Annotated in this window: 19 protein-coding genes; 8 read left to right on the top strand and 11 right to left on the bottom strand. The window is 32.4% G+C overall.

The window, feature by feature from the left end:
- The first annotated feature begins 29 nt into the window (after nucleotides 1-29).
- Complete coding sequence (gene bcp, locus J3U09_RS01505) at nucleotides 30-503, top strand: thioredoxin-dependent thiol peroxidase (protein WP_065562491.1); 474 nt, start codon at nucleotides 30-32, stop codon at nucleotides 501-503.
- 30 nt (nucleotides 504-533) lie between these two features.
- On the opposite strand, the gene J3U09_RS01510 is transcribed toward bcp, so the two are convergent.
- Together J3U09_RS01510 and J3U09_RS01515 are read right to left on the bottom strand one after the other, a co-directional pair.
- The gene (locus J3U09_RS01510) at nucleotides 534-1,619 is read right to left on the bottom strand and encodes an AI-2E family transporter (protein WP_065562490.1); all 1,086 of its coding nucleotides are present in this window, start codon (nucleotides 1,617-1,619) and stop codon (nucleotides 534-536) included.
- A 39-nt stretch (nucleotides 1,620-1,658) separates the two neighbouring features.
- On the bottom strand, nucleotides 1,659-3,176 hold the full coding sequence (locus J3U09_RS01515) for a helicase HerA-like C-terminal domain-containing protein (protein WP_267336914.1): 1,518 nt from the start codon (nucleotides 3,174-3,176) through the stop codon (nucleotides 1,659-1,661).
- A 102-nt stretch (nucleotides 3,177-3,278) separates the two neighbouring features.
- On the opposite strand from J3U09_RS01515, the gene J3U09_RS01520 reads away from it, so the two are divergent.
- A complete protein-coding gene (locus J3U09_RS01520) occupies nucleotides 3,279-3,494 on the top strand; it encodes a YdcH family protein (protein WP_065562488.1) in 216 nt (71 codons plus the stop codon).
- 372 nt (nucleotides 3,495-3,866) lie between these two features.
- Here J3U09_RS01520 and mgtA read toward each other — a convergent pair whose 3' ends face one another.
- A complete protein-coding gene (mgtA, locus tag J3U09_RS01525) occupies nucleotides 3,867-6,575 on the bottom strand; it encodes a magnesium-translocating P-type ATPase (protein WP_267356832.1) in 2,709 nt (902 codons plus the stop codon).
- Nucleotides 6,576-7,260: 685 nt separating this feature from the next.
- Between mgtA and J3U09_RS01530 the strand changes: the two genes are divergently transcribed.
- On the top strand, nucleotides 7,261-7,950 hold the full coding sequence (locus J3U09_RS01530) for a hypothetical protein (protein ID WP_267356834.1): 690 nt from the start codon (nucleotides 7,261-7,263) through the stop codon (nucleotides 7,948-7,950).
- 77 nt (nucleotides 7,951-8,027) lie between these two features.
- Here J3U09_RS01530 and J3U09_RS01535 read toward each other — a convergent pair whose 3' ends face one another.
- From J3U09_RS01535 to hutW, 8 genes are all read right to left on the bottom strand, one after another.
- On the bottom strand, nucleotides 8,028-9,920 hold the full coding sequence (locus tag J3U09_RS01535) for a DNA topoisomerase III (RefSeq protein WP_267356836.1): 1,893 nt from the start codon (nucleotides 9,918-9,920) through the stop codon (nucleotides 8,028-8,030).
- Nucleotides 9,921-9,935: 15 nt separating this feature from the next.
- Nucleotides 9,936-10,703, bottom strand: coding sequence for a GNAT family N-acetyltransferase (locus J3U09_RS01540; RefSeq protein ID WP_267356837.1), 768 nt, complete (start codon nucleotides 10,701-10,703; stop codon nucleotides 9,936-9,938).
- A 36-nt stretch (nucleotides 10,704-10,739) separates the two neighbouring features.
- Nucleotides 10,740-11,744, bottom strand: a complete 1,005-nt coding sequence (gene zntB, locus J3U09_RS01545) for a zinc transporter ZntB (protein ID WP_220226153.1) — start codon at nucleotides 11,742-11,744, stop codon at nucleotides 10,740-10,742.
- 77 nt (nucleotides 11,745-11,821) lie between these two features.
- Entirely contained in the window at nucleotides 11,822-12,595 is a 774-nt protein-coding gene (locus J3U09_RS01550; protein WP_267356839.1) for a heme ABC transporter ATP-binding protein, read from the bottom strand.
- 16 nt (nucleotides 12,596-12,611) lie between these two features.
- Nucleotides 12,612-13,598 carry a FecCD family ABC transporter permease gene (locus J3U09_RS01555; RefSeq protein ID WP_267356841.1) on the bottom strand — a complete coding sequence of 329 codons (987 nt, stop codon included), beginning with the start codon at nucleotides 13,596-13,598 and terminating at the stop codon, nucleotides 12,612-12,614.
- Nucleotides 13,599-13,621: 23 nt separating this feature from the next.
- On the bottom strand, nucleotides 13,622-14,260 hold the full coding sequence (locus J3U09_RS01560; RefSeq protein ID WP_267356843.1) for an NAD(P)H-binding protein: 639 nt from the start codon (nucleotides 14,258-14,260) through the stop codon (nucleotides 13,622-13,624).
- A 17-nt stretch (nucleotides 14,261-14,277) separates the two neighbouring features.
- The gene (gene hutX / locus J3U09_RS01565; RefSeq protein ID WP_065562481.1) at nucleotides 14,278-14,778 is read right to left on the bottom strand and encodes a heme utilization cystosolic carrier protein HutX; all 501 of its coding nucleotides are present in this window, start codon (nucleotides 14,776-14,778) and stop codon (nucleotides 14,278-14,280) included.
- Nucleotides 14,779-14,789: 11 nt separating this feature from the next.
- Nucleotides 14,790-16,217 (bottom strand): heme anaerobic degradation radical SAM methyltransferase ChuW/HutW, encoded by a 1,428-nt coding sequence (gene hutW, locus J3U09_RS01570; protein ID WP_416380019.1) that lies wholly within the window; start codon nucleotides 16,215-16,217, stop codon nucleotides 14,790-14,792.
- A 750-nt stretch (nucleotides 16,218-16,967) separates the two neighbouring features.
- On the opposite strand from hutW, the gene J3U09_RS01575 reads away from it, so the two are divergent.
- From J3U09_RS01575 to J3U09_RS01595, 5 genes are all read left to right on the top strand, one after another.
- The gene (locus tag J3U09_RS01575; protein WP_267356846.1) at nucleotides 16,968-17,819 is read left to right on the top strand and encodes a heme/hemin ABC transporter substrate-binding protein; all 852 of its coding nucleotides are present in this window, start codon (nucleotides 16,968-16,970) and stop codon (nucleotides 17,817-17,819) included.
- Nucleotides 17,820-17,896: 77 nt separating this feature from the next.
- The gene (locus J3U09_RS01580) at nucleotides 17,897-20,197 is read left to right on the top strand and encodes a TonB-dependent receptor domain-containing protein (RefSeq protein ID WP_267356848.1); all 2,301 of its coding nucleotides are present in this window, start codon (nucleotides 17,897-17,899) and stop codon (nucleotides 20,195-20,197) included.
- A gap of 216 nt (nucleotides 20,198-20,413) precedes the next feature.
- Nucleotides 20,414-21,055 carry a YjfI family protein gene (locus J3U09_RS01585; protein WP_267330274.1) on the top strand — a complete coding sequence of 214 codons (642 nt, stop codon included), beginning with the start codon at nucleotides 20,414-20,416 and terminating at the stop codon, nucleotides 21,053-21,055.
- A 31-nt stretch (nucleotides 21,056-21,086) separates the two neighbouring features.
- Nucleotides 21,087-21,779, top strand: coding sequence for a PspA/IM30 family protein (locus tag J3U09_RS01590; RefSeq protein ID WP_065734407.1), 693 nt, complete (start codon nucleotides 21,087-21,089; stop codon nucleotides 21,777-21,779).
- A 96-nt stretch (nucleotides 21,780-21,875) separates the two neighbouring features.
- Complete coding sequence (locus J3U09_RS01595; RefSeq protein ID WP_065734408.1) at nucleotides 21,876-22,523, top strand: hypothetical protein; 648 nt, start codon at nucleotides 21,876-21,878, stop codon at nucleotides 22,521-22,523.
- Nucleotides 22,524-22,527: the final 4 nt, after the last annotated feature.

Consider the following 22,527-nt stretch of genomic DNA (forward strand, 5'->3'; position numbering starts at 1 on the left):
TTTTAACTATTAACATAGGTAATAAATTTATGGTTAATCCTTTAAAAGAAGGTGAAAAAGCACCTCAATTTTCTCTGCCTGATCAGGATGGTGAGCTAATTAGTTCAAAAGATTTCAAAGGTCAGCGTATTTTGCTCTATTTCTATCCGAAAGCGATGACTCCTGGTTGTACAGTACAAGCTTGCAATTTACGAGACAGTGCTGACGATTTTAAGAAATATAATGTAGTTGTTATTGGTATTAGTACGGATAAACCTGAAAAACTATCGCGTTTTGTTGATAAAGAATTGTTGAATTTTACTCTACTTTCAGATGAGGATCATAAAACCTCTGAAGCGTTTGGTGTTTGGGGCGAAAAAGAGTTTATGGGAAAAACTTATGACGGTATCCATCGTATAAGCTTTTTGATTGGTAAAGATGGTAAGATCGAGAAAGTCTTTGATGACTTCAAAACGACCAACCATCACACTGTGGTTTTAGATTATCTTAAGAACCATAGTTAACACTTCTAATTAAAGCAGATTATATTTTCATTAATCTGCTTTTTTTTCACTTTTAATATTATTAATCTCTTCAAGATTTGGCCAAGCATTTATAATCGCTTTAACTAAAGTTGCTAACGGTATAGCAAAAAATACGCCCCAAAATCCCCATAACCCGCCAAAAATGATAACAGCTACAATAATCACTAAAGGATGCAAGTTAAGTTTTTCAGAGAAAAGATAAGGAACCAATAAATTGCCATCAAGAGCCTGAATAAGGATATAAAAGAACATTAAATATCCAAATTGTGCAGTAACCCCCCATTGGAAAAGTGCAATTAGGACAATAGGGATACTTGAAATAATAATACCAATGTAAGGAATAAGCACTGAAACACCAACTAACACTGCTAACAATAATCCATAATCTAAACCAAAATACCAAAATGGAATATAGACACAAGCAGTTAAAATAATGATGTGTAAAACATTACCTACAATGTAATTAGATATTTGTTGATCCATCTCTGTAGCTACTTTGTTTAATATTGTTCGATTTTTTGGTAATATTTTCGAACAATATCCCCATATCTTAGATTTATCTTTCAATAAGAAAAACATAATAATCGGAACTAATACCGCATTTATAGCAACAGAAACTAAGCTAAACAGTGAGCTAATTGAAAACTGGAGCAATGAGTTACCTGTTTGCATAACTTTATTAGTTATACCTTGGAGTATTGAGTCAAATAGACCAACATCGATAAGCTCCGGATAATGTTCAGGCAATGATGTGATGAATTTATTTACAAAATTCAACATATTTGGAATATTTGTTATTAAACTAACACCTTGTTGCCAAATCAATGGTAACAAAATCATAATTCCGGTTAAGCCGACAAACATAAATACAAATAGTACAATAACAACAGCTAATGTGTGAGGAACTCTCTTTTGTTGTAAATACTTAACCGGTCTATCTAGTAGATAAGATAAAACAATAGCAATCAAAATAGGCAGTAAAATTTTATTGAAAAAATAGATGATAAAAAATAAAACAATGATAACAATCATTAACGAAACCACATGAGGATCGCTAAAGCGTTTTTTGTACCATTCAATAAACAATTTTAACATCTATAACTCCTTTTTGTAGTTTATTGGTTTTAATCTAACCTATTTTTTGAAACCACCCAAGATTCCTCGAGTAATTTGTCTTCCAATTTGATTTACCATCTGTCTAGTCGCACTTTTAGCAACACTTTGAACGATACCGTCATGCTGTCCACCTTTTGGGCCGGTTCTACCAAAAATAAGTGAACTTAAAAAGTCCATTATACCACCATGTTCCTCTTTATCAGATGGATTCTGATTGGAATCAGTTTCTATTGAATTTTGACTATTTTCAGTATTTATACTAAAACCCTGTTTAAGTTTTTCGTAGGCTGATTCGCGATCGATGGTTTTTGAATATTTATCATAAAAGCGAGATTTTTGAATAATCGTCAACTGTTTTTCTATATCCATAGGTCCCATTTTTGATTCTGGCGCTATTATCATTCCTCGTTGAACAATATTAGGGCGCCCCTTTTCATCTAGAAATGAAATTAAAGCCTCTCCTACCCCAAGCTCCATAATAGCTTTTTCAGTGTTAAAATTTGGGTTAGCTCGCATGGTTTGGGCTGCAACTTTGACTGCTTTTTGATCTTTAGGTGTAAATGCTCGTAATGCGTGCTGCACTCGATTACCCAATTGACCAAGGATAGTTTCTGGAATATCGGTTGGGCTTTGCGTAGCAAAATAAATCCCCACTCCTTTAGAGCGAATAAGGCGAACAACTTGTTCGATTTTTTCTAATAATGCGGGAGAAATATCATTAAAAAGTAAATGTGCTTCGTCAAAGAAAAATACAAGTTTTGGTTTATCAAGGTCACCTACTTCTGGTAAATGCTCGAATAGTTCTGATAATAACCAAAGTAAAAATACTGAATATAATTTTGGTGAATTATATAATTTACTGGCAGATAAAATATTAATAACACCACGACCATCAACATTAGTTTGCATTAAATCATGTATATCAAACATCGGCTCACCTAGAAAGAATTCAGCACCTTGCTGTTCTAAAGTAAGCAATCCACGTTGAATAGCACCAATAGTTGATAAACTTATATTGCCATATTGGGTAGTAAATTTTTTAGCGTTATCACCAATAAATTGGATGAATGTTCTTAAATCCTTAAAGTCTAGTAATAATAATCCATTATCATCGGCAATTTTAAAAACTAATTGTAGAACGCCAGATTGAATGTCATTGAGATTTAATAATCGACCTAATAATATAGGACCTATATCGGAAACTGTACTGCGAACGGGAATACCATTTTCACCAAATACATCCCATATTTCTAAAGGAGAAGAATTAGGAAGCCAATCTTTTACACCAATACTTTCTAGCCGTGCTTTTAATTTTTCAGATAATAGGCCATTTTCCCCTAAACCGGTCAAATCACCTTTTACATCAGCAAGAAACACGGGGACACCAATCTGCGAGAATTTTTCCGCCATCTTTTGTAGGGTTACGGTTTTACCTGTACCTGTTGCACCAGTAATTAAACCATGGCGATTAGCCAACGATGCAAGGATGTATAAATCATTACCTTCACTTTTTGCAATAACGATCTTTTCATTCATAGACATCTCCCATTCAAAAATTGCTATTAAAACAATTGAGAATATTGTAAGCTGAATTATTGTTAACTGCTATTATTTTAATTAATCTTATAAGGAGGCTGTATGTTTCCAGAATACCGTGATTTAATCTCTAAACTAAAAAACTCAGATTTACATTTCCAAAAATTATTTGATGAGCACAATGAGCTCGATCAAAAAATTAAAAATATCGAGTCTGGTATTGCAATTGATACTTCGGAAACGATTGAAAGTCTAAAAAAACTGAAGCTAAAATTAAAAGATGAACTTTACGAAATTTTGAAAAAAGCTTCTAAATAACTCATCAAATATAAGCTTATAAAGCTTTATTGTGTTATAAAACCCCAAGCTGCGGGGTTTAATTTTATAGCAATTTTTTGCAAATCATTTATAGAAAGTTATTTATTAACTTTCTCTTTTTCTTTTTTCAGTTTGCGATGTTTGATTAGTGTAATTAAATTTTTGTGTGGGGTTTTCATTTTTTACTCCTCTTATTGTTATTTATAGGCCCCTTAAAAACATTTCTAAAAAGCTCGATTATTTATACAAATATTATTATCAATTATATTTATCAAATGTGTACTCATCACTACTATAACACACTAGTTCAATACTTATACTTCTTTAGTTAATGATGTAAGCAACATCGTCACTTACATCAATTTTGTTATTTTAGAACCATTGTCCAAAGCGTTTTATGTAAATCCTTTTCATTATTTGAGCAACCACACAGTAACTTAATAATGTTGCAACTAACCATGGAAAATAGGACCATGGTAATGGTTGAAGACCAATTAGGCTACCTATTGGTGAAAAAGGAATATAAATACCCACCGCCATAATTAGCATAGTCATTACTATTACTGGGAATGCCGCGGTACTTTGTATAAATGGTATTTTCTGAGTCCTTAGCATATGTACAACTAAAGTTTGTGATAACAATCCTTCGATAAACCAACCTGAGTGAAACAATGATTCAGCTGCAACACTATTAGCACCAAAAACAAACCACATCAATGCATATGTTGTTATGTCAAAAATAGAGGATGTTGGTCCAATCCAGATCATAAAACGTCCAATATTTTGTGCATCCCATTTACGAGGTTTTTGTAAAAACTCTTCATCCATCTTATCCCAAGGTAATGATAATTGTGAGATATCATATAATAAGTTTTGGATAAGCAAATGAATCGCAAGCATTGGTAAAAATGGTAGAAATGCACTAGCCACTAATACAGAGAAGATGTTACCAAAGTTAGAACTTGCGGTCATATTTAGGTATTTCATAATATTACCGAAAGTTTCGCGTCCGCAAATTACACCTTCTTCTAATACAAGTAAGCTTTTTTCAAGCAAAATGATATCAGCTGATTCTTTAGCGATATCAGTAGCGGTGTCCACTGAAATACCAACATCTGCATCTCTCAACGCTGGCGCATCATTAATACCATCACCTAAAAATCCAACAGTATGACCATTACTTTGTAACAATCTAATGATTCGAGATTTTTGTAATGGAGTCAACTTAGCAAAAATAGTGCATTGCTCAATTTGCTCTTTTAACTCAGCGTCACTCATTTTTTCAATGTCGTTACCAAGTAAAGGTATACCCGGTTCTAAGCCAACTTCTCGGCATACTTTAATCGTGATGATTTCATTGTCACCAGTTAGAACTTTAACGCCAACACCATGTTCATTCAATGCAGAAATAGCTTCATAAGCACTCTCTTTAGGTGGATCTAAGAAAGTCAAAAAACCACGAATAGCTAATGATTTTTCATCTTGGACACTATATTGAGCTTTAGTTTGTGATGCTGAAATATCTTTTACACCTACTGCTAACACTCTAAATCCATCTTTATTATAATTGTGTGCAAGTTCAATCAATGCTTGTTTACGATTTTCGTCTAACGGTAAGTATTCACCGTTTTCATAAACAAAATCTGAAATAGATAGCATTTCTTCAACTGCGCCTTTACAGATCATTAAGTGATTTTCATCATTGCCTTGTACAACAACCGATAAACGACGGCGAACAAAATCAAACGGTAATTCATCAATTTTTTTATAAAGACCAACACCTACTTTTTTAACACTGGTTTTTTCTTCAGCAAAACGGATGATCGCTTTATCCATCAAGTTTTTCATTCCACTTTGATAGTAACTATTGAGCCAGGCCAGTTGTAAAACAGATGGATCAATCTGCCCATTAATGTCTAAGTGATGTTCTAAAATGATTTTATCTTGTGTTAAAGTACCTGTTTTATCAGTACATAAAATGTCCATCGCGCCAAAGTTTTGAATAGCATTCAAACGTTTTACCACAACTTTTCGTTTTGCCATGCCAACAGCACCTTTAGCTAGATTTGCACTAACAATCATCGGTAACATTTCAGGCGTCAAACCAACAGCAACAGCTAATGCAAATAATGTTGCTTCCCCCCAATCGCCTTTGGTAAATCCATTTATTAGTAATACAATCGGAACCATCACTAACATAAAGCGAATTAATAACCAACTTACGCTATTTACACCGCGATCAAATGAGGTTTCGGCTCTTGAACCCACTATTGATTTTGCTAATGAACCAAAATGTGTATCAGCACCTGTTGCAACAACAATAGCTTTAGCTGTTCCACTCACTACATTGGTGCCCATAAAACAAATATTGTTTACATCAAGTACATTGTCCTTATCAATTTTTGAAGAATCTATCTCTTCTGTCGTTTTTTGCGATACCGCGCCTAAGGTGTCATATTTTTCAACTGGAATTGATTCACCGGTTAACACCGCTTGACTCACAAATAAATCTCGCGATTCGATTAAACGAATATCGGCAGGAATCATGTCCCCAGCTGATAAAAACACAATATCTCCAGGAACGATATCGCTTAAAGGAACTTCAATATGCTCAGTTGGCATATTTTTATTACGACGACGTAGAACTGTGGCTGTAGTTCGGATCATTGACTTTAATGCTTCAGCAGCTTTATTTGAACGAAACTCCTGCCAAAAACGTAATAATCCACTAAGTGTTACCATGGTTAAAATGATAATAATTCCAGTTAGATCTGTCTCTTCACCGTTTTGTAATGGCAACCAGTAATCAGTAAAAAAACTTACCAGTGCTAATATTAATAGTACAAATATAAATGGGTTCTTAAAAGCTAAAAGTAACTGGACAAAAGCTGATGGCACTTTTTCTCGAGCCACTTCATTTTTACCATACTGTTCCAATCGAGATTTTACATTTTCTTGAGTTAACCCCGAAAGACTTGATTGAAATTTAGACAAAATACTATCTAAGCTATTTTGAGCTTCTTCAAGTGCTTTTATATTTAAAGTATTATCTGTCTTTACTTGAGATGTTTTTTTAATCATAGTTTGTACCTATCTATTTTTCAGGCAAAAGGAACCCACTCTTAGTTAACGTTAAACTAGGAGTTATTAAGTTCTTATCGACTAAAATTTAAACGTAAAGCAATAACTAACCATTGCAGTTAAGGCTTAACATGAAATAAAAATATTAAAAATAATATTAGTTAAAAGTTAGATACAACTAGGTGGCTCTAAATGCTTATCTGTAAGATATAACACTCGCAAAAGTGCTTTATGAGCACAAAGGTATTTTGAATTTGTGTGATAGCGTGTAGAAAACTGCATATCGTTCACCGTTACCGTTTTTATCAATTTCGGCTTGTGAACTGAAAAAATAACTATTTAGACAGGTTCATTAACCGATAATGATGTGTTTGAATTTATCTCCCCATAGTTTGGGGTGACCCGATTGACTGTCCATATTTCTCCTGTAAATTGAACTCATCACTTTGTATTTCAACTTTTCTTAAACCTCATTTTTAACCATCTCTTATCGTTAAAAAAGTAAGAAAAGCTCAAAGGCGAGCACTTTATACGCTTTTGCATTCAAGAAGTCAACCGATTACTTGTAATAAAGTTGCAATTGATTAAAAACACCACTACTAGGATGATGAAATGTAGAATTAATACCCGTTTTACATAATATCAGTTACAATTAACCAATTGTTAACAACACTGGTTAAATTGGATGGATATTACTCAATTGTTGCAAGATAATTGGTTTAATTTATTTATTATCTTCGCTCTATCAATTATTGGCTTTATTTATAAAAGAAACACACCTAATAAGTACTTTGACAATATTATTAGATATACAGATATATTAGAAAAAGTACCTCAACCTAGTTATCAAAAAGATTATTTAAACAATATCAAGAAAAAACTGATTTGGGAAAAAGTTTGTTTTTATAAACCAGGCAATATTAACAAAGAAAGAATTGCTATTTCTGTTGTTAATGCAGATATTCATAATGTTATTGAATTGAGTCAATTAAATCAATTAACTCAATATTTCGGTATTGAAAAAAAACGTATTACATTTCTTAGACCTTTTTTAATTAAAGACGTGATTTTAACTGCTGCTGTTAGTCTATTTACCTTTTTTATGGTTATATATAATCTCCATACTATTTTCAAATCAGAATGGATTATTAATGTCATTATTTCTGTATTGACGATTTTTGTTCTAATAATCATTATTGCGCAATTTGCTAAAGGACCATTAAAAAGATTAAATAGTTACCGCATCCTTTTAAAGGATAAACAATTTTTAATTAGAGCAAATAAAGTATTTGCTAAAATCCTCGATGAAAATAGACCAATTGATACACTCTCTAAAGAAATTGACAAAAAAGAGTCTACGGATTTAGAAGAATAATTATTATTTAGATTTTATTATTAGACAGGACAATAAATAATAAAAAAACTATTTATTGTCCTTTTGGTAATAGAAATTTATGATTGAATTTTCAATCTTGAATTTTTTAACTGTTCAACTAATGTAAGCAAAGACGAATTTAATTGATACATAAATTGTTGATAACTGAATTCTTTTTTACTAATTTCCTCAAGCTGTAACTCCCAATGTGCAGTCATATCTGGCATTGAAACACTTTCCGGTAATGATAAAATCAAATTTTGGCCTACCTTTGTTGAACGAATTGATTTACCTTGACGCGTTAAAAATTGACGTTTAAATAAAAGCTCAATAATACCAGCTCTTGTTGCCTCAGTACCTAATCCATCAGTTTCGCGTAATATTTTTTTTATCTCAGGATCTTTAACAAATCTAGCTATACCTGTCATTGCAGAAAGTAAAGTCGCATCCGTAAATGGTCTTGGAGGTTGAGTTTCTTTACTGATTAATTCGGTATCAATACATAGGACTGATTCGCCTTTTTTAACTAATTTAGTTAATAAACCATTATTCTCACTATTATCGGTATCGTTCTCTGCTTGATAATTTTTACTTCTAAACAGTACTTTCCAGCCTTCGTCCAACATTTGATTGGCTTTAGAGATAAATTTACCACCATTGATATCAACATCAATCTGTAACTCAGCATATTTATAAGCTGGATAAAATTGTGCTAAGTATTGTGTAGCAATCACTTGATAGACGGCTAACTCATTACTAGATAAACTTTCGGTTCTCACTTTACGCAATGTTGGAATAATAGCGTGGTGAGCCTCAACTTTTTTATCATTCCAAGCTTTCGAACGTAAAGTGAAATCAGCATTATTAATTGCAAATTGTAACGCAGAACAATTGTTTTCAATCGCAGATTTTACACCATTAATTTGTGTTAAGTGCTCTTCCGGCAAAAAACGGCAATCTGAACGAGGATAGGTAATTAATTTATGTTTTTCGTATAATGATTGGCAAATATCAAGCACATCTTGTGCACTTAGACCATTTCGTTTTGCCATTTCAATTTGTAAAGCAGATAAATTAAATGGCATAGGTGGTGCAAGTTCTTTCTTTTTATTACTTACTTTATCAATAGTGCCTGTCTGATCTTTAATTCGTTGACAAACGTTTTCTGCTAAACCTTTAACTAAAACCCTGCCCTCTTCATCTTGATAAGGTTCACATGCCTCGCTTGGTTGCCATTTGGCCTTAAAGGTTTCGTTATCCTTGGTTTGTAATATGGCATAAACTTCATAAAATGGTTTAGGAACAAATTGCGCTATCTCTAAATCTCGTCTAACTACTAATCCTAAAATCGGCGTTTGTACGCGCCCAATAGATAGTACACCACGATAACCGCTTCGTTGCCCCACAAGAGTACAAACACGACTCATATTCATCCCATATAACCAATCAGCTCTTGCTCTTGCTAAAGCAGAAGTAGATAATGGGATAAAATCTTGATTACTACGTAATTGCTCAAGTGATTTTTCAACAGCACTAGCATTCAAATCGCTGATTAAACAACGTTGAATAGTTTTCCGCTTTTCTGGTGGTAACTGGCAATAGTTAAGTACTTCATCAACTAATAATTGCCCTTCTCTATCTGGGTCACCCGCATGTACAATTTGTTCAGCTGATTTAATCAATTCAACTAAGGTGTTAAATTGTTTTTCGGTACTATTTTTGGGTATCAATATCCATTTTGCAGGAACAATGGGTAGATCGTCTAAAACCCATTTTTTATAGCGTTCATCATATATTTCAGGTGTTGCTTGTTCTAATAAGTGCCCAATACACCAGCTAACAATATCACCATTACTGGCTTTGATAAATCCATTTCCCTTTTGGTGGGGTTTAGGCAAAACATCAGCAATAGCTCTAGCTAAGCTCGGTTTTTCGGCAATAAATAGACGATAAGGTTCTTTAGATTGCATAATAATTAGTGTTAATCATAAATTCCAAACGACATAAGCATTATAGGGTTGATTTAAAATATAACCCAACTCAGTAGCAAGCTTTAAAGAGGGCTTGTTGTGAGCATCCCAGTTAGGTGTTATTTGACGATCTAGGCAAGCTAAAATTAACTTTGCCGAACTAATTAATGCAAGTCCTTTTCGTCTTTCCTCAACTATTGTATCGACTTCAATGTCGATACTATTATTATATGCTAAATAAGATGATGCACCAGAAACAATAACATTATCTTTTAAAATAATAAATCCCAATCCTGATTTTTCAAAATCCAAGTATGAGTTAAAGTTTTTACACAAGTCTTTAGCCCATTCAAGATTGAGAATTTGCTGATAATACTTTTCATCAATAGCTTTTAATTGATAGTTTTCAGGTAATTTTGAGATAATTAATTGTAGTTTCTGAATATCAAATTCTGTAGGAGTATAAAAACTATAACGTGTAATTTTTTCATAATTGTTGCGATATACATTTTTAATTAAATTTTGCCAAGTTTTATCAATAGGGATAAGAATTGCATAATCATCACTATATACTTTTGGAATATAGTGAAGCATTTGCTGGTTTGGTTGACCTGCTAAAAAAAAGAAGCAACCAAGATTAATTGCTACTGATGTAGGCCGCAATAAATCATCAGCATATGCAAAACCGATATTTCCTTCCCAATAAGCTTGAATAATTGTTTGAGTTGTACTTTGAAATAATGATTCAATATCTTTTTTATTAATAATTTTATCAAAATACATCAATATATTTCCTTTTTCATATTTAAGCTTAATTTTTTACCACCATTTTTTTAGCTTAAGCCATACCACTGAAAGTATACTGATCAGAATTAATAGGAATATTAACCCTATAAAAGACCACTCTTTTTCATTGAACGGAATGCCGGCCAAATTAACACCAAGCAAACTAGTGATAAAAGTAATTGGTGTAAAAATGATGGTAAACAAGGACATTAAATAAATACGTTTATTGGTCGATTCGGCCAAAATGCTATTAATTTGTTCCATAACGGAACCAATTCTAATCAAACAACTATCAATTTCAGAGACATAGTGATTTTGTTGGCTAGAAATGTCATGCAATCGCTGGCGATCATTGTCATCAATCCAAGATATTCTTTCAGTCGAAATTTTGACAAATATATCGCGCTGTGGGGAAAGTAAACGACGTAATATAAAAAGTTGTTTACGAACTCTTCCAATTTCCTTGTGAGAAAAAATCCGTTGATTTAATAATAGATCTTCCAATTTGATGATTTTATTGTGAACCCCATCAAAAGATAAATTAACTTGATCACAAATTAATTCAGAAAGTTGAATTAGCCAATCAGCAACATCTACAGGGCCAATACCTTTTTCTAAATTTTCTTTTAATTTGATGATGGCATCAATTTTTTGGTGCCTAGTTGATATTATAAAATTATCAGTTATATAAAATCGGAAAGTGACGATAGGATCAGGTAGCTCATTAGGTGTAAAATTAACACCTTTAAGTACGACTAAAATGCCTGTATCAAAGCGAATTTCTTTAGGAAACTGATTGGGTTTAATCAATTCATTTTTGACAAGATCTGGAATTAAATTTGTTTGGTTAATCCAATTGATTGTTTCGCTTTTAGCAAAATCAAGATGTATCCAATAAGGTTGTGAAATTGAAGCTTCACTTTTATCATTTAAAGGGTTGGCTTTGCCCTTCCCATCCAATTGACAACTAAAGACAGGGTGTGCTGCAAGTAGATCTGAAACCAGAATAGAATTATTACTATTTTCGTTAATCATCATCAGCCCCAATTGTTAAGTTTGCTTAATTATATACTCATTTTGAACGAAAATGGAGCGGATGATATTAGATTTATCCTTTAGGGATTTAAATAGATTTGAGGTATTGATGAATGTTTAGGGTGATTATAAACACCTAATTCAACACCATACCATCGATTGATATTTTCAACAGTTAATACTTCAGATGGTACGCCTTGTTCTACAATTTTTCCTTGGTTAACAAGAATAATTTTATCAGCATACAAAGCAGCTAAATTGAGATCATGTAAGATGCAACATACAGCCAATTTCTGTTTAATAGCTAACTGCTTTAATAATCTTAAAGTATGTTGTTGATGATAAAGATCAAGTGCAGAGGTGGGTTCATCTAAAAATAATAATTTTTCATTAGATTGCGGTTGCCACAATTGAGCTAAGACTCTAGCTAATTGAACTCTTTGCTGTTCTCCTCCGGATAAACCTCTATAATCTCGGTCAGCAAATTGTAAACAATCAGTTTGTACCATCACTTCGTGAATTGATTCATCAAAATGTATTTTGCCATAAGGAGCTCGTCCCATTGCTATTACTTCTTTTACTTTAAAAGGAAAAGTAAGTTGGCTTTGTTGAAGCATAACTGTTCTTACTTTTGCTAATTGTTTTTGTGGCCACTGTGATAATGGTTTATCTAATAGATAACATTCACCAGATAATGGTTTTTGATAACCTGTTAGTAAACGCAATAAAGTGGACTTACCTGCGCCATTAGGACCTATGATAATTACAATTTCGCCTGAATTTATTGATAAAGATACATCATTAATTATCATTCGACGACCATAACCAAATGTTAAATTTTTAGCGGTTAACACAATAAATCTCCATCAGTTATTTATGTCTCAGAATAAGCCAAAGAAAATACGGACCACCAATTAGGCTGGTTAAAAGACCGACAGGAATTTCAGTTGGAGCAACTAATGTTCTAGCTAAAGTATCAGCTAATAAAAGTAAACAAGCACCACCTAATGCAGAGCCAGGTATTAGCCATTTATGGTTTGCACCGACTTGTAAACGAATCATGTGAGGTACAACTAATCCAACAAAAGCAATAATGCCACTCACTGCAACAGAAGTACCAATCAGTACAGCACTAAGTAATAATAGATAGCGTTTAGTGCGTTCAACATTGATACCTAAATAATGAGCATCTTCATCCCCCAGCTGTAATATGTTGAGATGATGAGCAAGTTTAATAACACATAATAACGTAGGTAAAATTAAAGAAATGGATACAATGACCAAGTCCCAAGAGCCTTTTCCTAAATGTCCCATTGACCATAACGAAAGTTGACGTAATTGTGACTCATCACTAATGTAACTGAGCCCTCCCAATATTGATCCAATGATGGCATTAATTGCGACCCCTAACAAAATCATTTTAGCTAAATTACATTGTTCATTAAGACTATAGAGGTATATAAGAATACAGATAGATAAACTACCAGCAAATGCAGCAATCATTTTTCCGTAAAGCATCATAATCGGAGGAAAAACGGCAGGAAATAATATCGTTATACCTACCATTAGGCTTGCACCACTACTAATACCTAATAAACCAGGATCAGCTAAAGGGTTTCTGAATAATCCTTGCATAACAGCGCCAGCACTAGCTAATGCCATACCAACTACTACTGCGAGTATAATTCTAGGTAATCGAATATTGAACCAAATATTCCATAAAGGATCATTGAATGACATACTCATTAATTGATTAAAAGAAAGTTTTAATGCTCCTGAGTTTGCCGAATAGACAATTAAAATTAATAGTAAAGCAAATAATCCCAATAACAATATTTGTTGACTAGATTTTCGCACCGATTAACCTCATATTTTTAATACTAATAACTCACCGCTAAGCTTGGGTCAACAACACTATATGCTCGGTTATCAAATTGTTGATTAGCAATTTTATCAATGATTATTCTGGCTAATTCTTTGCGATATACAAAACCATGAACTTCCTTAGCGAAATAACATTCACCGCGATTGGTTATTTCTCCATCTCGTAAACCACCTGGTCTTAGGATCACATAATTTAATGAGCTGGTTTGTAACCAAATTTCAGCTAGTGATTTTTCTCGAACCGCATTACCAAATGCTTGCTTGGCTCGTAAAGATAAAGTTGACCATGTATCACCACAACCAAGCGAGGTCACTAATATCATTTGTTTAATTCCAACCTGTTCTGCGCAATCAATGATAATGCGCTGAGCAATGTAATTACCCGTTTCTCCACCTAAAGTTGAAATTACTGTCGCGTCACTACCGTTTTGTTGACATATCTGTTTCACTAATTCAACGTCAGTTGCATCGCCAACATGAGTTTCAATACCTTGTTCAGATAATTGTTTTGCAAAATCGGCATCACGAACTAATACAATACAACGCCACTCAGGGTGGCATTGTTTGATTAATTGAGATACTTGATAACCAGTTCCTAGCTTTGAACTTACACCAAAAATAATTACTGTTTTCATTTTATTGTTTCTTAAAATTAATTGATTTTTTTTGCTAAAGCTCTAAATTTTTCAAGTTGTTCTGCTTTTAATTGATGTTTTTCATCACGCCCAACAAAAATTTTAAACATTGATTGACCTAAATGATTAAGGAATATAATAGAAGCAGTCGACATTTTCATAAATTTTCTTTCAATAAATGCAATATATTGGCAATGTTCTGCTTTTATGTGACCACTTAACCCTTTTTGATGGCGTAAGTTAAAGTATTTTTGGCTATGAGTTCCAGGAGGCAATTCACCTGAAATTTCAGCAATAATGTCACCAGTATGAACTAAAAACAATACGTCACCCCAAGTTGTTACTTCTTCCCAAATTGTATCAAAGTTACTTCCATCTACGATTTTTGCATCAGGTATTGCTTGGATCACTTGCGTCATAGTGACTTTATGATCTTGGGCAATTTTCTCTAGTAATTCTTCAGGGTTAGATTGCATATAAGTTGCAAGACTATTTAAAAGGGTTTGTTTATCTGCCATAGTAATTTCCTTTAATTTTCTGTTTTTACTTGGATGTTTTGCATATGTGGGTGAGATTTAGGCATACCATTACCTTGTTGCATGGCTTGTCTAGCTTGTGCCATCTTGTTTTGTAATTCGATATGCTCAGGATTATTAAGCTGTAGTAAAAGCTGTTGCAAAGCTTGTACAATATTACTTGACCAAAAACGTCCCGATAAAGTCAATCGTAAACAACGATCTTCATTTTGTAGTAATCCTACTTCATGCCATTGCTTGATTAATGGATCAAATAATTCAGCTTGATTGGTAAGTTGCGTTAGATCAACACGCCCTTTTTCTATACCTGCTTGTAATTTATGCAGCCAGTCACCGAGTAATGGTTTACCGGTTAACATCATTAGGGGCTTTTTACCTTGATCTAATAAGGCATAATATTGATTTAAATCACGATGGATCATATATGATTGCCCGTCTAGCTTTCCACCAGCACAAGAACCAAATCCAAAAAAGTGTGAGCCTTGTTTGATTAAAAAATTGTATAAATTCCGTTCGCGACTCGTTTTTGCCCAATGAGCATTGGTTAAATGAGTCCAACCCTGTCTATCTAAATATTTAGCTCCTTGATGATAAAAATCGCACTTATCAGTTACTGTTGGAATCTCTATTCTTTTATTTTCAACACCTTTAGCTAATGGAGTTGTTGGTAAAAGATTTAAGGAGTAAAGATCAACCCCGTCGAGAGGCAATTGATCAGCAATTTCTAAATCTCTTTGCCAAGTAACTGGAGTTTGATTAGGTAATCCAAACATAAGGTCACAAACTAAAGCAACACTATCTCGTGCAGCAATACGTTCAAAACTTTTAATAATTTCTTTTTCAGAAGACTGGCGTCCTAATCGCTGTCTAATTTCAGTATTAAAGGTCTGAATACCTATCGAAAAACGGTTTGCCCCAGCCTCAATGTAACTATCAATTTTATCCTCATCGAAATCAGAAATTCGCCCTTCTACAGTAATTTCGCAGTCAGGTGCTAGAGGAGCATGTTTTTTTAGATAATTTATTACACGAGCTAATTGTCCTGCAGCTAAAGCTGAAGGTGTTCCACCTCCAAAATAAATAGCATGTATTGGCGCAGACTGCATCGCTTTATTGCTAATTTCTAGGGATATCTCTTGTAATAAGTAATCAATATAAGTGTTGGTATCAAATTTACGCAAAGGATTTTGATAAAATCCACAAAATTGACAATGAATATCACAAAAAGGAATATGTATATAAATTAGACGTTTTCGTCCAGATAGATCTGAATTTTGAACAAGACTCCATTGTTGTTCCAATTCTTGAGGTGATACTGGTAAACTTGCTTGTAAAGGCATTACTGCCCAACGATCTTTAAAAGGTAAAACTGAGTTTGAAGCGTAAAACGCACTTACATCAAATGATTTCATAACATCCATTCATAAAAATAATCTCGGTGAATTAAATAATAATTATTATCATTTATCAATATTTTTTTAATTATTTTCTTATTTATCTATTCAAATCTGATTATTTTTTAAAATTTATGCTCAGTTTTCAAACTAAACGCTAGTATTTTCATAAAAAATTAGCAAATAAAAACCTTTTTTTTAATAATGCTGATCGATTTATTGTATTGATTAGTAACTCGTGGAACCTTTATACAAATTGTATTTACATATTTTGCTAAAGATGAAATTACTATGGATAACATTATTGTTTCCCCAAATAAACGCTTATCTTTTATTGATATTTCGGTAATTTTAAGTCAATTTTATTTCTTAATTCCTTATAATATTTAGCATAATCGATAATTTTCTTAAGTTATTTAATCAATCAAAACTTGATGATTAAGTGCAAAATGTGAAGCTGGTAAAATAGAATTACTCTATGAAAATATGAGTAAAATTATATTTAAGTTAAATAAACTGAAACAGAAATAAAAAGTACCAAAATTTCCCTACAAGATATCATTCTAATTTTCATATCCCCCAAAATATCAATATATTATTTTTGTAATAATTGTTATAGCATTATTATTTATTTAAATAAATTTTAATTTATCATTTATGCTTGATCAGTTTCTAATGCTTTGCTATTAAATCCCCCAATATTTTATGTTGATAATGGTTATCATTTTCACTATATTATTCTTCCAAAATTGAAAACCATCGTAGGTAAATTAAATCATGAAGAAAAATTTTATAAAAAGGATTAGCCTATTTTTACTAATATTTAGTATCAACAGTCTTCTCAATTATAGTTCAGCAAATGAAAGAATTGTTATTGCTGGAGGATCTCTTACTGAAATTGTATTCGCACTAGGTGCTGGAGATGATGTCGTAGGTGTTGATAAAACAAGCAGTTATCCTGAGAAAGTTAAACAATTGCCACAAATCGGTTATTGGAAATTATTAAATATTGAAGGTGTTTTATCGCTTAGACCAACCTTGTTTATAACATTAAATGATGTAGAACCTGATAATGTTATCGAAAAAGTGTCTGAGTCAAAAGTAGATGTATTAGCATTAAGGCGTGTACCTGGTACAATTGAACTGTTATACGAAAATATCAATAAAATTGCATCTAAATTAAATAAACAAGAAGAAGGCGAAAAATTAATCAATAGAATTAAAACCAATCTTGCCGACATTCAAGCCAAAATCGCAACTCACCCACAAAAAACAAAAGTTTTATCCCTAATGAGTATGAGTGGTTCCAATTCTGTAGCAGGTAAAAATACTACAATTGATGCATTAATTACTATCGCTGGTGGTGAAAATTTGGCAACGCATAATAGCTTCAAAAGTTACACTGCAGAATCAATTATAGCTATCAATCCTGAAGTTATCATTTTAAATAAATATTCGATTGATCAATTAGGTGGTTTAGACAAAGTCAATACTATTCCAGGTATTACTGAAACAAGTGCATTTAAAAATAATCGTATTACGGTTATAGATGATAGTTACTTATTTGGAATCGGGCCAAGAGTTGATGAAGCAGCAAAATTGCTATTCCAAAGCTTTTACCCTGAATAAACTATTTTAATAATATTTTTATTAATTGAAGCAATAAATGCGCGCATTAAACATATTAAGTTTGAAAGGATAAAAATGTGAATTTTAAATATTTAAAAAAGACAAGTTCATTAGCAATAGGTTTAACATTAGCACTACCTACTTTCGCTACTGATAAACATAATGATGAAAAAGACATTGATACTATTACTGTAACAGCTCATGAAGCAACAAAAAATCCGGGAATGAATACTGAAATTTCTGAGCAAGATATTCGCCGTGATGGAGGTACTAATTTTGGTACTATAATGCGTTATCAACCTCTAATTTCTGCCCCAGGAAGTATTTCAGGTTCAGGTAGTGGTAAAAGTAGTTGGGACCGTGGTGGGTTTACTGGATACAATATTCGTGGTTTAGATGCTAACCGCGTGTCAATCGATATTGATGGTATGCCTTTACCAATAGCTCAAGGTCGGGTTAACTCTGTTGGACGAGCTGGGTTTGGATCTTACGGTATTGGCCGAGATTATATTGATACCTATATGTACAATAAAGTTGATATTCAATCAGGAGCGACATCGGTTAGTAATGCAAATAATGCTCTAGGTGGCTCAGTTTCATTCCAAACTAAATCGGCAAGTTATTACCTCTATCCGGGTAAAACGACCTACTTTGGTTATCAAAATAACTATGATAGTTCAGATAGAAGTTTCCACCAGGGCTTAACTATGGCTGGTGGTGATGATTATCTAAATGGTATTTTGGTTTTAAGTCGACGCGATGGCCAGCAAACACGTAATAATGGAGACTCAATAAGTAGTTATCCAGAAAACTGGCACTCCAACTCGATTTTAGCTGGTTTTGGCTGGCAAATGACAGAAGAACATTTAATTAATACAACAGTTGATTACAATAATAAAACCAAAAATTCTCATTATGATACTTGGGATAAATACGGTAAAAAAGTTGAGTCACTTGATCATCAAAGAAGCAAAAACAATCGCTTTAATCTTGCGATTAAAGATCAATGGAAACCAACTGCTATAAGCTGGATTGATAGTTTAACTACTCAATTAAATTATCAACGAACCAATGTCTATGATAGTACCGATATTAGACATACAACTAAAGGTAATTTTAATACTCAAACAAATTACAATACAAAAACTTATAATTTTATTACTACTTTAGTTAAAAACTATGAAAATCAGAAAATTAGCGCTGGTTTAAATGGTAAATGGAGTGAAGATGAATCACCATTCTTTACTTCAGCCCAATCTCAAAATGGTAGAATATTTCCAGACGGAGATTACACTAAACCCCAAGCAGATAGTCGAAGTTATCAATTAGGGGGATTCCTCGAAGACAGAATTAGTTTTAATATTAAAGATAGTAATAATTTCTATCTAGTACCTGGTGTTAGAGTTATTTACCAAAATACTAAACCTCGTAATTTAGAAAATATGGCTGTAACAAACATCAATGGTAGCCAGTTAGGTAAACAATATAGTAGCAATAGTGATTTCCAAGTTTTACCTTCTATGTCATTTATGTATGATATTAATCCTGACTTCACTGCTTATTTACAATACAAACGTTCCGCACAAATGCCAAATCAGAACCAATTATATGGATCTTATTTAGCGCATAGCAATATGTATGTACTTGTTGGTGATTCAAATCTTAACACTGAAACCAGTGACAATTTTGAATTAGGTTTGAAAGGACATCCTGTTTCAGGTGTAACTTTAACATCTTCAGCTTTTTATAATAAATATAAAAATTTCATCGCTTATACACGTTATAGAAAGAACTTTGTCGGAACAGGTAACCGAATTGTTTATCAAGCAGAAAATCGTGATAAGGCATACATCTATGGTGCTGAATTGAGCAGTGAATTCAATATCGGCAAATGGGTAGAATCTGCTAATGGCTTAAGCGCTAAATTTGCAATTGGTTATAACCAAGGCCAATCAAAATCAAGCTATTTAGGTGATAAATATATTGAAATGGATTCAATAGCACCAATGAAAAGTGTTGTCGGTTTAGCGTGGGATGATCCGAATAAATTTTATGGTGTGGCTGTTACAGCAACATTCCAAAAAGGTAAAAAAGCCGAAGCGACATCTAGAGAATCTTATGGTAATGATGGTAGACCACTTCCTAATTCTAAAGATGACTATTTTAGAATCGCCGGTCATGGCATTATTGATTTAACTGGTTATATTAATATTACTAAGAATGTTAAATTGAATGGTGGAGTTTATAATCTTACCGATCAAAAATATTGGGATTATCTAAGTAATAATAAATTATACAGCACATCAGATCATAAATATCTAAACATGTTTACTGCTCCAGGCAGAACATTCCAATTAGGTTTAGATGTTGATTTCTAGAATGATATATCATTTTTTCAAATAAATAACCCGCATCATGCGGGTTATTTATTCTATAGCCTTCTATAAAACCTCCCTAAAGGTGTTTAGTTTTTTATTAAAATTAAAGTAAATTTAGCATCAATAAATTGATAAAAAATATCACATGTAATATTTACATGTGATAAAATTATGCTAATATAAGTTGTATAAAAAATTAAAGAATAACCAAAATTTATGAAAAAAACCAAAGAAGCTAAAAGCTCAGCATTTTATCAACAACAATACCGACAACGTTTAAGAGAACAGGGGTTGATAAAAAAAGAAGTTTGGATATTGCCTGAAAATACTGCTGAGTTACTTGAAATCGAAAAAAAATTTCGTCAACCAGCTGTAGAAAATAAATCTTTTTTGTACCATGTGAAGGAAAACAATGAAATGAAAAATAAAGAAATCTGGAAAATTAATGACCTTTTCCAAGAATTAAATCAAACTGATTTAATCAAACAAGGTTCTGCAAGTATTGAAATAATTGATGGTGTCGATGCTTGTTTACATATCATTATGCATGACTATGGTGATTTACCACTTTTTTTAAGCGTTTCAAATCAGCAAATTATTGTAGAAGCACTACTTTGGCCAGTTTCACTAATCAAAAATCCTTCATCATTTAATGAAGAAATTCTGTCTGCTAGAAAACTATTTGCTTTATCAACTATAGCAATTGAAAAAACAGGAGATGGAGAAATCAATTACATTATGTATGGTGCACTTAGTTCATCCTCAACCTTAAACGATATTATTTATGAACTCGAAATGTTATCAGACAATGTGATCAAAGCGACTGAAGCTTATGAGCATTTCTTTAATATTGAATAGTTAAAGCGAATAGTTATAGAAGGAGTTAAATATGGTTATCTTCAAAAAATTAGTAACAGCATTACGTGGTGGAATAAATGAAGTTGGCGAATCAATAATTGATTCTCAAGCGTTACGTATATTAGACCAAGAAATTAGAGATGCTGATGAAGAATTAAGACAAGCTAAAGAATCATTAGCTAATATTCTAGCAGAACAAAAATTAGCAGAGAAACAAGTTGAATCAACAAAAGCTCAAATAACTGAATATGAAGCATATGCTATTAAAGCACTTGAAAATAACAATGAAGAGTTAGCTTTGGAAGTAGCGGAAAAACTTTCGGTGCTCGAAAATCAATATGAAAATAACAAAAAGCAAGCTAACTATTTTGCTGAAAGTGTTAAAAATTTACGACAAACTATTTCACAATCTGAAATCAATATTCGTAATTTAAAACAACAAGTTGATATAGTTAAAGCTACTGAAAGTGTCCAAAAAGCACAATCTGCAGTAGCACAGCGTTACGGTGGTTCAACAGCTAAATTGCATACTGCACTCGATTCATTAGATAGAATCAAAAAACGTCAAGAAAAAGCTGCTGCCACTTTTGAAGCAAAAAAAGAATTAGCAGCAACTGAAAATCCTGATTCGCTTGATAGTAAATTAGAAGCGGCCGGTATTAAAGCTGGCAATAATAATGCAGCTTCAATTTTAGCTAGATTAAAAGAAAAACAATCAAATTAAAGTTTTCGCGTTTTGATATTTTTAAGTTAGAATAGCAAAAACAATTATAAAATAATTAATTAGTTAAAACTAGTTTGGATAGATGAAGGGAATATAATGGAACTGTTTTGGGGAATATTTTTTTCTTTTCCCGTAATTATCTTTAGTGCATTGTTAACAATCTGTATCTTATATTGGTTTGTTGCAGCATTAGGACTATTAAGCGTTGACTGTTTAGATTTTGATATCAGTGTCAATGATGTTTATAGTGATGTTCCATCTACTGGATTAGGTGGTTTATTAATGAAATTTGGCTTCAATGAAGTACCAATGACTCTCATCATCACATTGATCTCTTTAATTGGATGGTCAATTTGTTATTTTGCCTTTCGTCTATTAATCCTACCTTTGTATAATTTTGTATTTCTTTATTATTTAGCAGGGATAGCTCTTTTAATTATCTCATTTATTTTATCAGTCTATTTAACTGCTTTTTTTATTAAACCACTTCGTCCTTTATTTAGAAAGTTGATAATTAACCACAATCATAAATCATTGTTAGGACAAGTTATCGAAATACGCTCAAGTACCGTAACCAGAACTAAAGGACAAGCTACCTGTGAAGATGGAGGAGCGGGCCTTATTTTAGAGGTAAGATGTGATGAATCTTATCAATTCAAGCGCGGTGATAAAGCCGTAATCCTTCAGTATGATGAAACAACAAATTGTTATGAAATAATTAGCCTAAAAGATTTTAATGGCTAATAGA

Origin of the sequence: Gilliamella sp. B2889 (assembly GCF_026536885.1) — a bacterium.
GTDB lineage: Bacteria > Pseudomonadota > Gammaproteobacteria > Enterobacterales > Orbaceae > Gilliamella > Gilliamella apicola_E.